Consider the following 16,982-nt stretch of genomic DNA (forward strand, 5'->3'; position numbering starts at 1 on the left):
TTCCCCCTATTGATTGTTTATTTGATTCTCAGTTCAATATTTGTGCCTCATGTATCACCCCTTTCAAGCACTAACTGCCCGTGTTATACAAATGACAAGCAACAAAATGGTCCGGTTTTAACTCTTGGAATATAGGAGTAGTTTGCTTGCAAATATCCATTGCAAACGGACATCTTGTATGAAATACACAGCCGGTTGGCGGATTTGCTGGACTTGGAATCTCTCCCTTTAGAACGATTCGTTCACGTTTCGCCATTCCTTTTTTTCTAGGAACAGGGACGGCAGAGAGTAGAGCCTTTGTATAAGGATGGAGTGGTTCCTCGTATATAGTGGATTTCGGTGCAATTTCCATCATATTGCCTAGATACATAACGGCTACCCGATCACTAATATGACGAACGACACTTAAATCATGAGAAATAAAGATGTAAGTCAAATCAAATTCAGCTTGCAAATCTTCCAGTAGATTAATAATTTGTGCTTGAATCGATACATCCAATGCAGAAACAGCTTCATCTGCAATAATTAATTCGGGATTAAGGGCAAGTGCTCTAGCAATGCCAATTCGCTGACGTTGTCCACCGGAAAATTCATGAGGATAACGATTCATATAAGAAGGGCTTAATCCAACACGATTAAGGAGTTCTGCGATTCTATCGTCGCTATGGTCATCCAACAGTCCGTGGGTAGCGAGCGGTTCTTTTAAAATCGATTTCAATGTTTTTCTCGGGTTCATAGAAGCATAAGGATCTTGAAAAATCATTTGTATGTCTTTCCTAATATGAGTTCTTAAGTCAGATTCCCTCATCCGGGTAATATCCTGATTTTTGAAAATTATTTTTCCCGATGACGGCTTATAAAGTCTAATAACGGTTCTGCCTATCGTCGATTTACCACAGCCTGATTCGCCGACAATTCCTAATGTTTCACCTTTTTTAACAAAAAAGGAGACGCCATCAACGGCTTTAACATGACCAACTGTTGTTTGAAAGATGCCTGCTCTAATAGGAAAAAACTTTTTTAATTGCCGAATTTCTAATAGATTTTCAGAACTCTGACCAGCTGCACTGTCTGTCACTTTTTTCGCCCCTTCCCCTCATATAAAAAGCAGCGTGTAGAATGCTTTTCATTCATCGTTATTAAATCTGGCGTTTCTGTAAAGCAACGTTCAAAGGCATGGGGACAACGTGGTGCAAATCGACAACCTTTAGGAAATTGCTCTGGTGATGGAACATGTCCTTCAATTGGAATGAGTCGATCCGTATCACTATCAAGAGTAGGAATAGAGTCAATTAATCCAACGGTATAGGGGTGAAGCGGTTCTGAAAAAAGTTCTTCAACAGGTGCTTCTTCTACAACTTGACCACAATACATGACGAGGACTTTGTCGGCGATCTCGGATACAACACCTAAGTCGTGAGTAATGATAAGAATCGACGTGTTCGTTCTCTCTTTTAAATCGCGCATTAAGTCTAATATTTGTGCTTGTATGGTCACATCAAGAGCAGTTGTAGGTTCATCCGCAATCAAAAGTTTTGGATTGCAACTCATAGCAATCGCGATCATGACGCGCTGCCTCATTCCTCCCGAGAGCCGGTGGGGGTATTCGGATATCAAATCTTCAGCCCGAGAAAATCCTACTAACTTTAATAATTCAATCGCCTGTTCTTTTGCTTCTCTTTTCGTCATCTTTTTATGGTAAACAAGCACTTCAATAATTTGCTCCCCAATCGTTAATACGGGGTTGAGAGAGGTCATGGGGTCCTGGAAAATCATGGAGATATCATTTCCCCGGACTTTGCACATTTGCTTCTCTGATAAAGAAACTAAGTCGGTGCCATTAAATAAAATTTCACCCTCTACTATTTTTCCAGGAGGATTGGGGATGAGTTTCAGAATCGATAAGGAAGCAATGGATTTTCCTGCTCCTGATTCGCCAACAAGAGCAACAGTCTGGCCTTGCTCGATATTCAAATCAATTCCATCTACAGCAGGAATTACATGATTCCTATTAAAAAAATGAGTTTTTAAATTTTTTACTTGAAGTAAAACTGACATTAAGTGATCACCTTCCTTTTAATTGCCGACAGAATATTCCTTTAATTAATGATATGACAGACTAGTAAAAAAATTATCTTTCTAGGAAATTTAATATAACTATTTGAACGCTTACAAAGAAAGAGCGGTTTTTTTATGCGTTTTTAAAAATAAAAATATTCCAGTATAATTATTAAGATCCTTTGAAATGAAAGCGATTTAGGGAGAAATGACTATACTGGAATAATGTATGGTTTGGCGCTTACACTGGTTATTTATGCGATTTGAATGAAAATTACATAAATAACTTCTTGTTTAATTAGATTGAATAATATTAATAAAAGTGAATTGACTTCCTCAAACTCTTTTATTAAAATATATTAATATATTAGGATATTAATTAAATGATAAAAAATATCAGAAAATAATAACAAAAGAGATGGTTTAACCGTGTTATTACTTTTCTGAAAAATATTTAATTTTATCGAACTGAATATTCAGTAAATTTATTTTATTTAACTGAACTGAAGAAAAATGTCTAAACACAGTTGATTTTTAAATGCAGGATAATGTCTCTGTTGTTAGACAAAATAAAAAGATAACGATAATAGGAAAAACGGGTGATTAGGTTGAGTGAAGAGTTACTTAATATAAAAAATTTAACAACTTCCTTTCGAATTAAAGATAAATATTATCCAGCAGTTGATGATGTATCACTCGTTGTGAACAAAAATGAACTGCTTGCTATTGTTGGTGAATCTGGTTGTGGGAAAAGTGCTTTAGCATTCTCTATTATGGGTTTGCATAGTCGTGCAAAAATTGAAGGGAATATCCAATTTAAAGGACATGATCTTGCTAATTTATCTCCAGATAACTTAAATAAGCTTCGTGGTCAAGATGTAGGTATGATCTTTCAGGATCCTTTAACAGCATTAAATCCATTAATGATTATTGGGGACCAGATAGGGGAAACCATTTTCCTTCATCATAAAGATATTTCGAAAGCAGAACGGAAAAAGCGAGTTATTGAATTATTAAATAAGGTTGGTATTCCAAGGCCTGAACACACTTATGAGCAGTATCCGCATCAATTATCTGGTGGAATGAGACAACGGGTTGTAATTGCGATGGCAATTGCGAATGATCCTGAACTTCTTATTGCAGATGAACCGACAACTGCTTTGGATGTATCGATTCAATCTCAAATTCTCGATCTCATTAAAAAACTGAAAGAAGATACAAATGCAGGGATTATTTTGATTACACACGATTTAGGTGTTGTTGCAGAAATGGCCGATCGTGTTGCGGTCATGTATGCCGGGCAAATTGTGGAAATAGCCGATGTGTACACTATCTTTGAAAATCCGTTACATCCTTATACAAGATCGCTTTTAAACTCAGTACCAAATACAAATGAAGCACAATCTGAGCTCCATGTAATTCAAGGGATTGTACCTACCTTGCAAAAATTGCCAAGAACTGGATGCAGGTTTAGCGCAAGAATTCCATGGATGGATGCAAAGGAACATGAAGAACATCCTGAGTTGCGTGAAGTAAGCCCAGGGCATTTTGTGCGATGTACATGTTATAAACATTTCCACTTTCCTGATGAAATTGAGGGGGAACATCATGGCATATCTTGAAGTAAAAAATCTGAAAGTTCACTTTCCTATTAAGGGCGGAATTTTTGGACAAACAGTTGACCATATTAAAGCAGTTGATGGTGTTAATTTTACGATCGAAGAGGGAAAAACATATGGATTAGTCGGAGAGTCTGGTTCGGGAAAATCAACAACTGGACGAGCGATTATGGGTCTTAATCGGATTACTTCTGGACAAGTTCTCTACCAAAATCGTGATATAACGAATTTACGTAAAGCAGATAAAAGTTTACGTAAAGATATTCAAATGATTTTCCAAGATCCCTACTCGTCTTTAAATCCTAAGAAGCGTGTGATTGATATTGTTGCGGAGCCGATTCGAAACTATGAGAATCTATCAAAAGATGAGGAAAAAAGACGGGTTCAGGAGTTAATGGAAAAGGTCGGATTAAGCCCAGATAGCATTTACAAGTATCCGCATCAATTTTCTGGAGGACAAAGACAGAGAATCGGGATAGCTCGGGCAATTGCTCTAAAGCCGAAGTTAATTATCGCGGATGAACCAGTATCAGCATTAGATGTCTCTGTTCAAGCACAGGTACTTAATTTTATGAAAGATATTCAAAAGGAATTAGGTCTTACTTATCTATTTATTAGCCACGATTTGGGAATTATAAAACATATGTGTGACCAAATCGGGATTATGTATAAAGGGCGTTACGTTGAACAAGGGTTAACAGAAGAAATTTTTAATAATCCCCAGCATATTTACACGAAACGACTCGTTGCAGCGATTCCAGATATTAATCCAAGAAAACGAGAGCAACAGCTAAAGTTTCGCGAAGAAGTCCAAAAAGAATACGCAAATTCCTTTAATCATTACTTTGATCGTGAAGGATTGGCTTATCCATTAAAGGCTATTTCGGATACACATTTAGTGGCATTGCCTGAGAAAGGTTGAACGGTATGTGGAAATTCATTGTACGAAGAATATTAATAATGATTCCTCAGATTATATTATTGAGTGTTTTAGTGTTTATATTAGCAAAGTTAATGCCAGGTGATGCTTTAAGCGGCTTGGTGGATCCGAATATTGATCCTAAAACAATAGAGGAACTCGCTGATAAATTAGGTCTTAATAACCCTTGGTATGTCCAATATTGGGACTGGATACAAGGTGTATTAAAAGGTGATTTAGGACAATCCTTCCGTTTTAAAATGGATGTTACAGATATAATTGGCGAACGGCTTGTCAATACATTTTGGTTATCATTAGCGACATTGATTTTTACGTATTTAATTGCGATTCCACTCGGGATTACGAGTGGCCGTTATAACGATACGTGGGCAGATCGTTTAATTACTGGTTATACGTATGTTGGATTTGCCGCACCATTATTTATCTTTGCTTTATTAATGCTGTGGGTTTTCGGTTTCCATTTTGGATGGTTTCCAACTGGAGGAAGTGTTGAACCAGGCATTGCAAAAGGAAGCTTTGAGTATGTCATAAGTAAATTTTACCACTTACTACTTCCAGCTTTATCAATGGCCTTAATCGCGACAGTTTCAACCGTTCAATATTTGCGGAATGAAATTATTGATACGAAACAAAAAGACTTCATTTTAACTGCAAGAGCAAAGGGTGCATCGGAATCAAGAGTTTATAATCGCCATATCCTTCGAAATTCACTTTTGCCAATTGCTGCATTTTTAGGTTATGAGCTTACAGGCTTAATCGGGGGAACCGTATTTGTTGAAAATATTTTTGGTTATCCTGGAATGGGGCAATTATTTTTAGAGTCGCTTAATTTACGTGATTACAGTGTTGTAACAGCGCTCGTTCTATTGTTTGGTGTGGCTTCAATTCTTGGAGCATTAATTTCGGATATTATATTAAGTCTTATTGATCCACGGATTAGGATTAAATAAGAAGTGAGGTGATTCAGTTGGAAATAAATAATGTTCAATCGCCTAATGAGGCTGTAGAAGTAGAAGAGAGTCCATCAAGTTTACGAATTATTTGGCGAGAACTTGTTCGTGATAAATTGGCGTTTATTTCATTTATTTTTCTCATTTTAATCATGGCATTTGTATACGGTATAGCTCTCTTTCTTAATCAAGAGGAGATTGTCAGTGTTGATCCGTTTTCCATTAATCTTCCACCATCCAGTGATCATTGGTTGGGGACAGACCAAGGTGGTCGAGATATCTTTGGTCAGCTAATTATAGGAACTCGCAATTCATTATCGATTGGCTTATTAGTTACATTAATGACAGGTATTATTGGAATTGTATTTGGGTTAACCTCAGGCTATTTCGGTGGAACTGTTGATAACATTTTTATGAGAGTCCTTGACTTTTTCATGATTCTCCCATTTTTAATGGTTGTTATTGCTTTCGTTGCAATTGTTCCTAAATATAATATTTTTACCTTTTCATTAATTATGACTGCTTTTTTATGGATGGGGATTGCAAGGTTAATTCGCTCTAAAGCCTTACAGGAAAAGGAGCTGGATTATGTACAAGCTTCAAAAACATTGGGATCCTCTAATTTGAAAATTATGTTTACTCAAGTGTTGCCTAATTTAAGTTCCATTATCATCGTTACGATGACATTAAATTTGGCAGCTAATATTGGTTTAGAATCAGGGCTTTCATTTCTAGGTTTTGGTTTTCCAGAAGATACTCCAAGTCTGGGAACCCTTGTCAGCTATGCAAGAAACCCACAGACATTACAGTCTAGATGGTGGATTTGGTTACCCGCATCACTACTCATTCTAGTATTGATGTTGAGTATAAATAATGTCGGTCAAGCGTTAAAACGTGCAACCGATGCAAGACAAAGAAGAGGATAAGAAAGGGAGGAAATAAGATGAAGAAAACACATCTTGGCAAAATAGTTTTCGCGGCAATGCTTGTACTTGTACTTGCACTAGGTGCATGTGGCAAGGACAATAGCGGCGAATCTAAATCAGATAAGGACTCTGGTAAAAAGGAAGAAGATCTTTATTCGATTGAAGATTTTAATAAAATCAAAGAGAATAAAGGCGAAGCAATTGATGGAGGTTCCTTTACATTCGGACTTGTTTCCGGTACTGCATTTGAAGGTACGTTGAATTGGAACTTTTATGCTGGTAACCCTGATGCACAAGTGTTGAGCTGGTTTGATGAAGGATTGTTAACATGGGATGAAAACTATGTTTACACAAACGATGGTGCTGCAACTTATGAAGCTTCAGAAGATGGAAAAACATTTACATTTAAAATTCGTGATAATGTTAACTGGCAAGATGGCGAGCCTGTAACAGCGGAAGACTGGTTATTTGCTCATGAAGTAATTGGTCACCCTGACTACGATGGTGTTCGTTATGGCGATGTTTCTAACATTGTTGGTATGGATGAATATCATGAAGGTAAAGCAGAAACAATTTCCGGTATTGAAGTTGTTGATGCGAAAACTTTGAAAATTACTTATAAAGAATCTACTCCATCTTTAATAACAGGTGGAATTTGGACATACCCGCTTGCAAAACATATTTTTAAAGATATCCCTGTAAAAGATATGTCTTCTTCACCTGAAGTCCGTGAACATCCAATTGGTTTTGGACCATTTATCGTTGAATCTATCGTACCTGGTGAATCTGTAACATTGAAAAAGAACGAAAACTATTGGCGCGGCGAACCGAAACTTGATAAAGTAACGGTAAAAGTTGTTAATCCAAATGTTGTTGTTCAAGCGTTGAAAAAAGGAGAAGTCGACACTGTTAGTGAATTCCCTGTTGACCAATTCCCTGCCAATGCAGATATGTCTAATGTTGAATTCTTAGGCGATATTGATCGTGCATATTCTTATATTGGTTTTAAACTCGGAACATGGGATAAAGAGAAAAAAGAAGTTGTAACAAACCCTGATGCAAAAATGGCTGATGTTAATTTACGTAAAGCAATGTGGTTAGCAGTTGATAATGACACTGTAGGTAAGAAGTTTTACCATGGTCTTCGTTGGAATGCGACTACACTAATTCCGCCATCCCATCCTGAATTCCATGATGCATCTAATCCTGGAGTAGCATACGATCCGGAAAAAGCAAAACAACTACTAGACGAAGCTGGATTTAAAGATGTCGACGGAGATGGTATCCGTGAAGATAAAGAGGGTAAAGAGTTAGTCATTAATTTCGCTTCTATGTCTGGGGACGAAGTTGCTGAACCAATTGCAAACTATTACATTCAAGCATGGAAAGAAATTGGTCTTAAAGTTGAAAAACTTGATGGTCGTTTACATGAGTTGAATTCCTTCTATGACCGTGTTGGTAGAGGTGGAGAAGATGATCCACAAATTGATGTATATGCTGCTGCATGGGGCGTAGGTATTGATGTTGATCCGACTGGTCTTTATGGACGTAATGTATTGTTCAATTTCACCCGCTGGTCCAGCGAAGAAAACGATCGTCTTTTAGCGGAAGGTGTTTCTGAAGAAGCATTTGACGTTGAAAAGCGTAAAGAAATTTATAACGAATGGCAACAAATGATGATTGATGAAGTTCCTGTATTCCCAACATTGTACCGTTCTGTATTAGTACCTGTTAACAACCGTGTTGTAAATTACTCTATCGGTGATGGAACAGGAATGTATCTATACGAAATCGGAGTTACACAAGAAGAACCATTAGCAGATAAATAAATTTTAGTGAAAAAGGTCGTTCCGAATGGGGCGGCCTTTTTGTGAGTGTGAAAGCAAAACTAATATAGATAAAGGAGGAAATATCTCTGATAGGTGTTCTCGAAGACAAAAATTCGTATTTTATGTATAGAATGTCTCTGATAGGTGTTCTCAGAGACAAAAGATTGTAATTTTAGTAAAAAATGTCTCTGACAGGGGCGATCAGAGACAAAATCAAGCGGGAACAGGTGAAAATGTCTCTGATAGGTGTTCTCAGAGACAAAAAATTGTAATTTATGTAAAGAATGTCTCTGATAGACAAAATTTTGTATTTTACGTGAAAAGCGCCACGAAAAAAGATCTCATGATACTTGTCTGTCATTTTATCGTGGTGATAAAGGAAATACATATACCGAAAAAAATGCCCTTCATAGCTCGATGAAGGACATTTCATAATTTCATTTTTGTGCTGCTAAAAATTCATTCACTTGATCAGGTGTTTTGGCGTTGGCACTATGCAAGTGCGCTAGTTTTTCACCGTTTTGATAAATAAGCAGGCTCGGTATACCCATTACTTGGTATTTTTCCGCTAGTTCAGGGAACTGATCACGATTGATTTCGTACCAAGTATATTGTTTGTTCGCTTCAATGATTTCATCGATAAACATGTCCATTCGTTTACAGTCAGGGCACCAGTCTGCCTCAAACTTGACGATAACAGGATCATTGCTTGAGATAATTTCTTCAAATTGATCGTTACTTTTAATTTCTATCATTTAAATAACCTCCTATCTATTCTCTCCATTGTACGTATTTACAGCCTCTTTTTTCAAATTTCTTGCCCAAAAATAGCTATTTAAAAAATCGCCAAAAATTGTTCCTTTTTTAATACAGCGAAGTTCAGTATAATAGTAAGATGAACCTTTGAATAGAGGAAGAGAAAAAATGACTTCATCCAAAAAAACAATTCCAAAAATCGATTATGGTATTATTTTAACGCTTATGTTACTGGCATTGGTCAGTTTAATTTCAATATATAGCGCACAGAAAACAGGGCAGTATAAGACAAATTTTGTTCCGCAACAAATTAAATGGTATGTCATTAGCTCAGTCGCCGCCTACGTTGTTATGAGACTAGACTCTGATCAAATGAAAAAAATTTCGTGGTATGCCTATGCTCTTTGTGCATTATCATTATTAGGTTTACTTTTAATTGCTAAATTTTTCCCGGGTTTTCCGTTAGCTCCTGAGAGAAATGGCGCACGTAGTTGGTACCTAATACCGGGAGCTGGGTTAATTCAACCAGCTGAATTTATGAAGATATTTCTGATTGTACTATTAGCAAAAATAACGGCTAGTCACAATCAAAAGTTCCTAAATAAAACGATAAAAACGGATATGTGGTTACTGCTTAAAATCGGTATTATTTCTGGAGTACCAACCATTCTTATTTTAGAGCAGCCTGACTTAGGAACTGCACTCGTAATGGTCTGTATATTATTAGCCATCATTCTCGTATCGGGTATTACTTGGAAGATACTTGTGCCGATGTTTGCTTTTCTTGGTACGGCTGGAGGGGTCGTCCTTTACATTGCCATCTATTATCATGAACTTTTACAGGGCATTTTGGAACCCCATCAATATAAAAGAATATATTCTTGGTTAGACCCTTATAATTTCCGTACAGATGAAGGTTACCATCTTGTGAACTCTTTGCAAGCAGTAGGTTCCGGACAAACGGTCGGAAAGGGATTTTATAACGGGGAAGTCTATATGCCAGAAAGCCATTCTGATTTTATCTTTAGCACCATTGGTGAAGAATTTGGTTTTATTGGCTCAAGTGTTGTCATCAGTTTATTCTTTTTGTTAATCTATCAAATTACAAGGACAGCATTAGAAACGAAAAATCCATTTTATTCCTATATTTGTGCAGGAATCATCGCGATGATAGCATTCCATGTTTTTCAAAATATCGGTATGACTGTCGGGTTAATGCCTATTACGGGTATTCCGCTTCCGTTTATTAGTTATGGTGGTAGTGCCTTATTAGGGAATATGATGGGAATTGGTATTATCTTATCGGTCCGTTATCATTTTAAAAAATATATGTTTGCCTCGAATGAGGAATAAAGAAAAGCGTAAGCGCCTGTTTAGCGGCGTACGAACTTTTGTAATAAGGATGAACGGCTAAAGACGCGCCGTCCTGGCGCAACGCCGTTCTGACCAACGTCCTGTTGGCCTGAGATAAAGGAAACACGATGAGCCCACAAGGCGAATCGATGTTGACTTATCGTAGGAAGAAGCTGAAAGTTCGCTAGCCGCTAGGCGCTGGAGCTAGACAAGAAAAGCGTAAGCGGCCGTTCCATGGAAGTGGAACGGCCGCTTTTTTTAAGAAGTAAAATTTGTTTCTGCATGATGTTGTTTCCTATTGTATAGCTTAGTAGCAAAGAAGCCGAGCAGAATGAAAACTGTAGCCATAATCCCACCTTCGAGGCCAAAGGCTCCACCCGTAAGAAGTGCATTGCCTTTTTCAATATCAATTTGGTAAAGACCATGTGGAGCTGTTCCACTAACAGCAAATCCGAAGACATTTCCTTGAAAGTAATTCCAAGTGATGTGATAGCCAATTGGCAACCATAAACTATTTGTTTTGATAAACATATAAGCGAATAGTAGTCCGACAAAAACAATATTAATTAGTCCAATTACACTTACGTTTGGATTTGTGCCGTGAACGGCGCTAAATATGATCGCTGAAATAATGTAAATAACCCACTGTTTATTCCCACGGGAAGCCATCACTTTCATAACATACCCGCGGAAAAATATTTCTTCGAAAAATCCGACAAGAATGAACATAATTAAGAAGCTAATTGTAAAGGCACTAAATTTAGGTTCAGATAAAGTGTTTAAAAGCTCAATATTTCCGGTTGCGAGTAAAAGAAGGAAAATCAATGTAATCGAGATTGCCCCTAGAAAAAGTCCAAAAAGGAGATCTTTTAAGCTACCTTGAAACCCTAGATCTTTAAGTGACTTTTTATTCAAATATTTCCAAAGTAAAAGAGTCGCAATAATTCCGCCAACAGTTCCCCCACCTTGAGTGAGTAGCAAAATCCATGGGCGATTCCACAAAGCGGCTTCAAAATCAATCGTAATTGATCCAGATTGCCCTGTAAGTTCAACTACCGCTAACATGATTGATCCTGGTATTTGAAAAAGAATTTGTCCCGCGAACATAGCAAGAAAGGCTAGAAGGATAATCCATCCCGATCGAATTTGATCGTTTTGATTTTTAAACATGTTTATTTCCCCGTTTCTTTAGTTAAAGTAAATTAGCGTATCGAAAAGCATTCGTAATATGGTTCTATTCTTGCATCGCCAAGTTTATTCTCAGACGAAAATATTATATTTTTCGGATATTAACAAAGTAGGCAATGATTTGGATAACCGGGATGATTAAGACAACTAAAATCGGAAAATAATGAAAATGTTCTTCAAACAACGGATAAAAGGCAAGCAACCCAGCAACAATGGGTGCTGATATCCAACAAGAAATAAAGGCTTTTCTGCAAGCTTCTCCGGAGATTTCCCGTTCACGCTCATCCCTTTCTGAAAATTGAAGAGGGAATAGCCAAATTGAAATTTTCTCACCTTTTTTCTTTTTCCGGCGATAAAGGAAAAACATGATCAAGCTATATATAAGAAAGACGAAGATAGGTAGTACGTAAAAATTAATCTCCCATGGCGGAGTTGGATCCTTAATAATCTCTGCGAATTGAACATACACATCATACATCGCTCCAAGTGCCCAACCCATTAAAGCTAGTGTAACTAAACTCAAAACCATTGAATAGATAGGTGTTTTCATCACTTTTCCTCCTTTGCTTCAAGCCAAAATATTTCCTCCATAGGAAGATTAAATGTTTTGCAGATGGATAAACCAAGTAATAAAGATGGGACATAATCGCCTTTTTCGATAGCAGCAATCGTTTGACGAGTTACTCCAACCCGGTCCGCTAGATCTGTTTGCGAGTAATGGTAGCGAGCGCGCAGCTCCTTCACTCGGTTTTGGATGACCACATAATGTTCCTCCTTTATGTCAAGTTAACTTAACATATATTGTATAGTGTATTAAACAAAATGTAAAGTATATTTAACATTAAATATAAAGAAAAGGAGCAGCCTGCATGATGGCCGCTCTACTTCAAGATCTTGATTATTGAATTGTTCCTTGATATGGGAATTGATTCATATATCCTGAGTGCTGTTGATATGATTGTTGGATCTTTTGCGCGCTTTCAGCTTCTAGCTTGTACCAGCCCTTTTGGAACATAAGATCAAACAACTCGTGTTGCATATTTTGTGTTTCATTGAAGATCCCTAACAAATCGTTATAGAGATGTTGATGACTCGCTTCATTAAGTGCCACAGAATAAGCATTTGTCATATATTTCTCCGTCGATAGTATATCATTAACAAAATCTCGTTCATTCATTTGCGGAGTTTTCGGAACTTGTGTACTTGGGTTTTGAATCTTGTTTTGATTCTGATTTTGCATATTAGAATTTTGCATTTTCCGGCTCCTCTCTTATTGAGTAATGGAATTATTGAATTGTTTTTCTTCTAAGTGAGCTAAAATCTTCATATAATGACGTTGGTGCATTTGCCCACATGCATCAAGCTTATTTTTTAGCTGCTGATCCTGACATTGAGATGCTGCGTGATGAGCTTTTTTCATTGCAAGCAAATTCCATGCAAGCATATCATTAATGTAGGAAAAGTCCTTGGTAGTAATGACGTGAGGCGGCTGTGGCATGACTGGTTGTTGATTTTGCTGATTCATTGGTTGATTTTGCATAATATTACCTCCTTTACTAGTTACAAAGTTAGTTTGGCTTGGCGTTAGGTTTTTATGTATCGCTTTACTTTTGGCAAACGTATTGTTCTCACTGCCTTTCCGAAAATGGGGAATTTTAAATATTTTCTAATTGCAAGTTAAGAAAAAGTTGGATATATTTATAGTATCTACAGTAGTCATTAAATTTAGAGAAATTTTTTTGCGTAAAAAATGAATGACTATTCATTCAAAAGGTGAGGAGGAATTTTTTTGACACTTCAGATTAAAAAGGCTGCTGTCATTGGCTCAGGTGTTATGGGTTCAGGAATTGCGGCACATTTAGCTAATGTAGGGATTCCAGTTTTGTTAATGGACATAGTCCCTAACGAAACAAATGCTGAAGAGAAGGAAAAGGGACTGACGACTAAGGATAGAGAAGTCCGCAATAGATTGGCAAATAATGCCTTAAGAAAATTATTAAAAGAAAAGCCAGCTCCATTAACACATAAAAGCCACCTATCCCTCATCACTCCAGGCAATATGGAAGATGATCTAGAACAATTACGAGAAGTAGACTGGATCATTGAAGTTGTCGTAGAAAATTTGCAAATTAAAAAGCAGATTTTTGAAAAGATTGACCACTATCGCCGAAAACATAGCATTGTTAGTTCGAATACTTCAGGAATTTCTGTCGAATCAATGGCAGAAGGCCGTTCTGAAAACTTCCAGAAACACTTCTTAGGAACTCATTTTTTTAACCCACCACGTTATTTAAAACTACTTGAGATCATTCCAACAACAAAGACAGAACCTAAAGTACTAAGTTTTATGAAAAAGTTTGGCGAAGATATCCTTGGTAAAGGAGTTGTCATCGCAAAAGATACACCGAATTTTATTGCCAATCGAATAGGAACTTATGGACTTCTTGTTACTGTGCGAGAAATGCTCGCAGGGGACTTTAGCATCGGAGAAATCGATTCTATTACTGGCACGCTCATTGGCAGGCCAAAAAGTGCAACGTTTCGGACATTGGATATTGTAGGGCTTGATACATTCATTCACGTCGCAAATAATGTCTATGCCCAAGTAGATGGAGCTGAAAAACAGGTCTTCGATGTACCAGATTTTATGAGTAAAATGCACGAGAACGGATTGCTAGGCAGTAAAACTGGAAAAGGATTTTATTGGAAAAAGGGAAAGGAAATTTTGGAATTAAATCCGAAGTCATTTGACTATGAACCGAGAAAGAAATTAACAACACCTGGCATTGAGATGGCAAAGCAAACTAAAGGGGCAGGACAAAAACTAAAAGCCCTTTTATATTCTGGTGATCGCGCAGGGGAATTACTATGGAAGATCACTGCTCCTGTTCTCGCAATTTCAGCGGAACTGCTTGGAGAAATCGCGGATACGGTTGTTTCGATCGACAATGCGATGAAATGGGGCTTCGGCTGGAAAATGGGGCCGTTTGAGATGTGGGATGCAATCGGTCTTGAAAAATCTGTTCAGAAAATGAAAGCAGAAGGAATTCGGTTACCTGTATGGATCGATGAAATGCTTGAAAAAGGGCATACTTCGTTTTACAAAGAAGAAAGCTTTTATTCTGATGGCGAATATAAATCAATTGAAAGAAATCTAAAAGAAATTGATTTACGATTGTTGAAGAAGCAAGGAAAGATTGTTAAGAAAAATAGCGGAGCCAACTTAATTGATATTGGAGATGAGGTTCTGTTACTTGAATTTCAATCTCCGAATAATGCAATTGGTTTTGATATTATCCAAATGATTAACAGTGCAATCGATGAGGTGGAAAAAAATTATAAAGGTCTTGTGATTGCTAATCAAGGGAAAAATTTCTGTGTCGGTGCCAATCTAGCTATGATTTTAATGGCTGCACAGGATGATGATATGTTTGAGATAGATCTTGTTGTTCGCAAGTTTCAAGAAGCAATGATGCGCATTAAGTATAGTGAAAAGCCAGTAGTAGTAGCTCCATTTGCAATGACACTTGGAGGAGGAGCAGAAGTCAGTTTACCTGCAGCACATATTCAAGCTTCTATGGAAACGTATATTGGGCTTGTTGAGACGGGGGTTGGACTAATACCAGGTGGCGGCGGAAATAAAGAATTATATTTGAAAGTATTAAGAAACATGGCAAAAGGAATTGAATTTGATTTACAGAAAGTCGCAAATCAAGTATTCGAAACGATCGCACTTGCAAAAGTATCTACGTCGGCGGAGGAAGCTGTAGAAAATCATTTTCTTGATCGCAATGATGGCATTAGCGTGAATGGGGATCACTTAATATTTGACGCAAAGCAAGCAGTTCTTACTTTGCATCGACGTGGCTATAAACCACCTGCACGAGAAAAGATTCCCGTTGTCGGTGAAACAGGGTATGCAACATTGTTAATTGGTGCGGAAGGAATGCGTTTATCAGGCTATATATCTGAACACGACATGAAAATTGCCAAAAAGCTTGCTTATGTCATTGCTGGGGGAAGTGTCCCATATGGAACAGAAGTAGATGAACAATACTTATTGGATTTGGAAAGAGAAGCATTTTTAAGCTTAGTCATGGAGCCAAAGTCGCAAGCTAGAATGCAACATATGCTCGTGAAAGGAAAACCACTTCGAAATTAGAAAACTATGAGGAGGAATTTCATGCGGGAGGCAGTGATTGTCGCAGGTGCGAGAACCCCTGTTGGTAGAGCGAAAAAGGGAACACTCGCTCAGACGCGACCAGATGATCTTGGGGCACTAGTGGTTAAGGAAACATTAAAACGAGCGGGAAATTATGATGGAAATATTGATGATCTCATTATTGGCTGCGCTATGCCAGAAGCAGAGCAAGGAATGAATATGGCGAGATATATTGGTGTTTTGGCAGGTTTACCGAATACCGTGCCAGCTATTACAGTGAATCGCTATTGTTCATCAGGTTTACAATCAATTGCCTTTGCGGCTGAACGAATTATGCTTGGCTCAGCAGATACGATTATTGCCGGAGGAGCAGAATCTATGAGTCTAGTTCCAATGATGGGTCATGTCGTTCGACCCAATATAAAGATTGCAGAAACGAATCCAGAATATTACATGAGTATGGGACACACGGCGGAGGAAGTTGCTAAAAAGTATGGAGTTTCTCGCGAGGATCAGGATGCTTTTGCGGTTAGAAGTCATCAAAGAGCAGCAAAGGCGATTGAAGAAGGTAAATTCAATGATGAAATCGTACCTGTCGTAGTGAACAAAAGAAGTGTGGACCGTAACAATAAACTTCAGGAAAATATCATAGAGTTTGCTATGGATGAAGGAGTTCGGCCAAATACAAATATGGAAGTTTTATCAACTTTACGACCAGCCTTTTCTGTGCAAGGAACTGTAACTGCAGGGAATTCTTCGCAAATGAGTGATGGAGCAGCTGCCGTTATGGTTATGGAGCAAGAAAAAGCAAAATCATTGGGGCTAGCACCAATGGCAAAGTTCCGTTCGTTTGCTGTTGCAGGTGTGCCCCCCGAAGTAATGGGGATTGGACCCATTGAAGCTGTACCTAAGGCCTTGAAGTTAGCGGGGCTGGAATTATCTGACATTGGGTTGTTTGAACTGAATGAAGCATTTGCCTCACAATCGATTCAAGTTATTCGCGAACTGGGCCTTGATGAAAGCATCGTTAATGTTAATGGAGGGGCGATTGCGTTAGGGCATCCGCTTGGCTGCACAGGAACTAAATTAACATTGTCCCTTATCCATGAAATGAAACGTCGGAATGTCCAGTTTGGGGTTGTAACAATGTGCATTGGCGGAGGAATGGGTGCAGCAGGGGTATTTGAATTAGTATAAATAG

At 37.8% G+C, this 16,982-nt stretch carries 16 protein-coding genes; 8 read left to right on the forward strand and 8 right to left on the reverse strand.

Annotated elements, in window-relative coordinates; translation table 11 throughout:
- Positions 1-70: 70 nt before the first annotated feature.
- The gene (locus BN1243_RS18500) at positions 71-1,078 is read right to left on the reverse strand and encodes an ABC transporter ATP-binding protein (protein WP_062109327.1); all 1,008 of its coding nucleotides are present in this window, start codon (positions 1,076-1,078) and stop codon (positions 71-73) included.
- A complete protein-coding gene (locus BN1243_RS18505) occupies positions 1,075-2,058 on the reverse strand; it encodes an ABC transporter ATP-binding protein (RefSeq protein ID WP_062109329.1) in 984 nt (327 codons plus the stop codon). Before BN1243_RS18505 ends, BN1243_RS18500 begins: the two co-directional genes overlap by 4 nt.
- 608 nt (positions 2,059-2,666) lie before the next feature.
- Here BN1243_RS18505 and BN1243_RS18510 point away from each other — a divergent pair.
- From BN1243_RS18510 to opp4A, 5 genes are read left to right on the forward strand one after another with little or no spacing between them, the layout of a single operon-like run.
- Positions 2,667-3,680: an ABC transporter ATP-binding protein gene (locus BN1243_RS18510; RefSeq protein ID WP_062109331.1), complete on the forward strand. Its 1,014-nt coding sequence runs from the start codon at positions 2,667-2,669 to the stop codon at positions 3,678-3,680.
- Positions 3,667-4,599, forward strand: a complete 933-nt coding sequence (locus tag BN1243_RS18515) for an ABC transporter ATP-binding protein (protein ID WP_062109333.1) — start codon at positions 3,667-3,669, stop codon at positions 4,597-4,599. Before BN1243_RS18510 ends, BN1243_RS18515 begins: the two co-directional genes overlap by 14 nt.
- A 5-nt stretch (positions 4,600-4,604) precedes the next feature.
- Positions 4,605-5,567 carry an oligopeptide ABC transporter permease gene (gene opp4B / locus BN1243_RS18520; RefSeq protein ID WP_062109334.1) on the forward strand — a complete coding sequence of 321 codons (963 nt, stop codon included), beginning with the start codon at positions 4,605-4,607 and terminating at the stop codon, positions 5,565-5,567.
- 23 nt (positions 5,568-5,590) lie between these two features.
- Complete coding sequence (locus tag BN1243_RS18525) at positions 5,591-6,493, forward strand: ABC transporter permease (protein ID WP_407638898.1); 903 nt, start codon at positions 5,591-5,593, stop codon at positions 6,491-6,493.
- 17 nt (positions 6,494-6,510) lie between these two features.
- Positions 6,511-8,322 (forward strand): oligopeptide ABC transporter substrate-binding protein, encoded by a 1,812-nt coding sequence (opp4A, locus tag BN1243_RS18530; RefSeq protein ID WP_062109338.1) that lies wholly within the window; start codon positions 6,511-6,513, stop codon positions 8,320-8,322.
- A 437-nt stretch (positions 8,323-8,759) separates the two neighbouring features.
- Here opp4A and BN1243_RS18535 read toward each other — a convergent pair whose 3' ends face one another.
- Positions 8,760-9,077 carry a thioredoxin family protein gene (locus tag BN1243_RS18535; RefSeq protein WP_062109340.1) on the reverse strand — a complete coding sequence of 106 codons (318 nt, stop codon included), beginning with the start codon at positions 9,075-9,077 and terminating at the stop codon, positions 8,760-8,762.
- Between the two features lie 169 nt (positions 9,078-9,246).
- Between BN1243_RS18535 and BN1243_RS18540 the strand changes: the two genes are divergently transcribed.
- Positions 9,247-10,431: an FtsW/RodA/SpoVE family cell cycle protein gene (locus tag BN1243_RS18540; protein WP_062109342.1), complete on the forward strand. Its 1,185-nt coding sequence runs from the start codon at positions 9,247-9,249 to the stop codon at positions 10,429-10,431.
- 258 nt (positions 10,432-10,689) lie between these two features.
- On the opposite strand, the gene BN1243_RS18545 is transcribed toward BN1243_RS18540, so the two are convergent.
- The 5 genes from BN1243_RS18545 to BN1243_RS18565 form a co-directional block, all read right to left on the reverse strand.
- Positions 10,690-11,601, reverse strand: a complete 912-nt coding sequence (locus BN1243_RS18545; protein WP_062109343.1) for a CPBP family intramembrane glutamic endopeptidase — start codon at positions 11,599-11,601, stop codon at positions 10,690-10,692.
- A 103-nt stretch (positions 11,602-11,704) separates the two neighbouring features.
- Positions 11,705-12,169 (reverse strand): DUF2178 domain-containing protein, encoded by a 465-nt coding sequence (locus BN1243_RS18550; protein WP_062109345.1) that lies wholly within the window; start codon positions 12,167-12,169, stop codon positions 11,705-11,707.
- On the reverse strand, positions 12,169-12,375 hold the full coding sequence (locus BN1243_RS18555; RefSeq protein WP_062110772.1) for a helix-turn-helix transcriptional regulator: 207 nt from the start codon (positions 12,373-12,375) through the stop codon (positions 12,169-12,171). The genes BN1243_RS18550 and BN1243_RS18555 overlap by 1 nt, the downstream gene beginning before the upstream one ends.
- 142 nt (positions 12,376-12,517) lie before the next feature.
- Complete coding sequence (locus BN1243_RS18560; protein WP_230200255.1) at positions 12,518-12,874, reverse strand: spore coat protein; 357 nt, start codon at positions 12,872-12,874, stop codon at positions 12,518-12,520.
- A 15-nt stretch (positions 12,875-12,889) separates the two neighbouring features.
- The gene (locus BN1243_RS18565; RefSeq protein ID WP_062109347.1) at positions 12,890-13,159 is read right to left on the reverse strand and encodes a hypothetical protein; all 270 of its coding nucleotides are present in this window, start codon (positions 13,157-13,159) and stop codon (positions 12,890-12,892) included.
- A 249-nt stretch (positions 13,160-13,408) separates the two neighbouring features.
- Between BN1243_RS18565 and BN1243_RS18570 the strand changes: the two genes are divergently transcribed.
- Positions 13,409-15,781, forward strand: a complete 2,373-nt coding sequence (locus BN1243_RS18570) for a 3-hydroxyacyl-CoA dehydrogenase/enoyl-CoA hydratase family protein (protein WP_084782099.1) — start codon at positions 13,409-13,411, stop codon at positions 15,779-15,781.
- 21 nt (positions 15,782-15,802) lie between these two features.
- On the forward strand, positions 15,803-16,978 hold the full coding sequence (locus BN1243_RS18575; RefSeq protein WP_062109350.1) for an acetyl-CoA C-acetyltransferase: 1,176 nt from the start codon (positions 15,803-15,805) through the stop codon (positions 16,976-16,978).
- Positions 16,979-16,982: the final 4 nt, after the last annotated feature.

It is taken from the genome of Bacillus niameyensis (genome assembly GCF_001375535.1).
Lineage (GTDB): Bacteria > Bacillota > Bacilli > Bacillales > Bacillaceae_C > Lederbergia > Lederbergia niameyensis.

Excerpts from the sequence above, each read along its gene's own strand:
- BN1243_RS18575 (WP_062109350.1), top strand. The coding sequence starts at position 15,803 with ATGCGGGAGGCAGTGATTGTCGCAGGTGCGAGAACCCCTGTTGGTAGA.
- BN1243_RS18505 (WP_062109329.1), bottom strand. The coding sequence starts at position 2,058 with ATGTCAGTTTTACTTCAAGTAAAAAATTTAAAAACTCATTTTTTTAAT.
- opp4B (WP_062109334.1), top strand. The coding sequence starts at position 4,605 with ATGTGGAAATTCATTGTACGAAGAATATTAATAATGATTCCTCAGATT.
- opp4A (WP_062109338.1), top strand. The coding sequence starts at position 6,511 with ATGAAGAAAACACATCTTGGCAAAATAGTTTTCGCGGCAATGCTTGTA.
- BN1243_RS18540 (WP_062109342.1), top strand. The coding sequence starts at position 9,247 with ATGACTTCATCCAAAAAAACAATTCCAAAAATCGATTATGGTATTATT.
- BN1243_RS18515 (WP_062109333.1), top strand. The coding sequence starts at position 3,667 with ATGGCATATCTTGAAGTAAAAAATCTGAAAGTTCACTTTCCTATTAAG.
- BN1243_RS18535 (WP_062109340.1), bottom strand. The coding sequence starts at position 9,077 with ATGATAGAAATTAAAAGTAACGATCAATTTGAAGAAATTATCTCAAGC.
- BN1243_RS18560 (WP_230200255.1), bottom strand. The coding sequence starts at position 12,874 with ATGCAAAATTCTAATATGCAAAATCAGAATCAAAACAAGATTCAAAAC.
- BN1243_RS18545 (WP_062109343.1), bottom strand. The coding sequence starts at position 11,601 with ATGTTTAAAAATCAAAACGATCAAATTCGATCGGGATGGATTATCCTT.
- BN1243_RS18565 (WP_062109347.1), bottom strand. The coding sequence starts at position 13,159 with ATGCAAAATCAACCAATGAATCAGCAAAATCAACAACCAGTCATGCCA.
- BN1243_RS18550 (WP_062109345.1), bottom strand. The coding sequence starts at position 12,169 with ATGAAAACACCTATCTATTCAATGGTTTTGAGTTTAGTTACACTAGCT.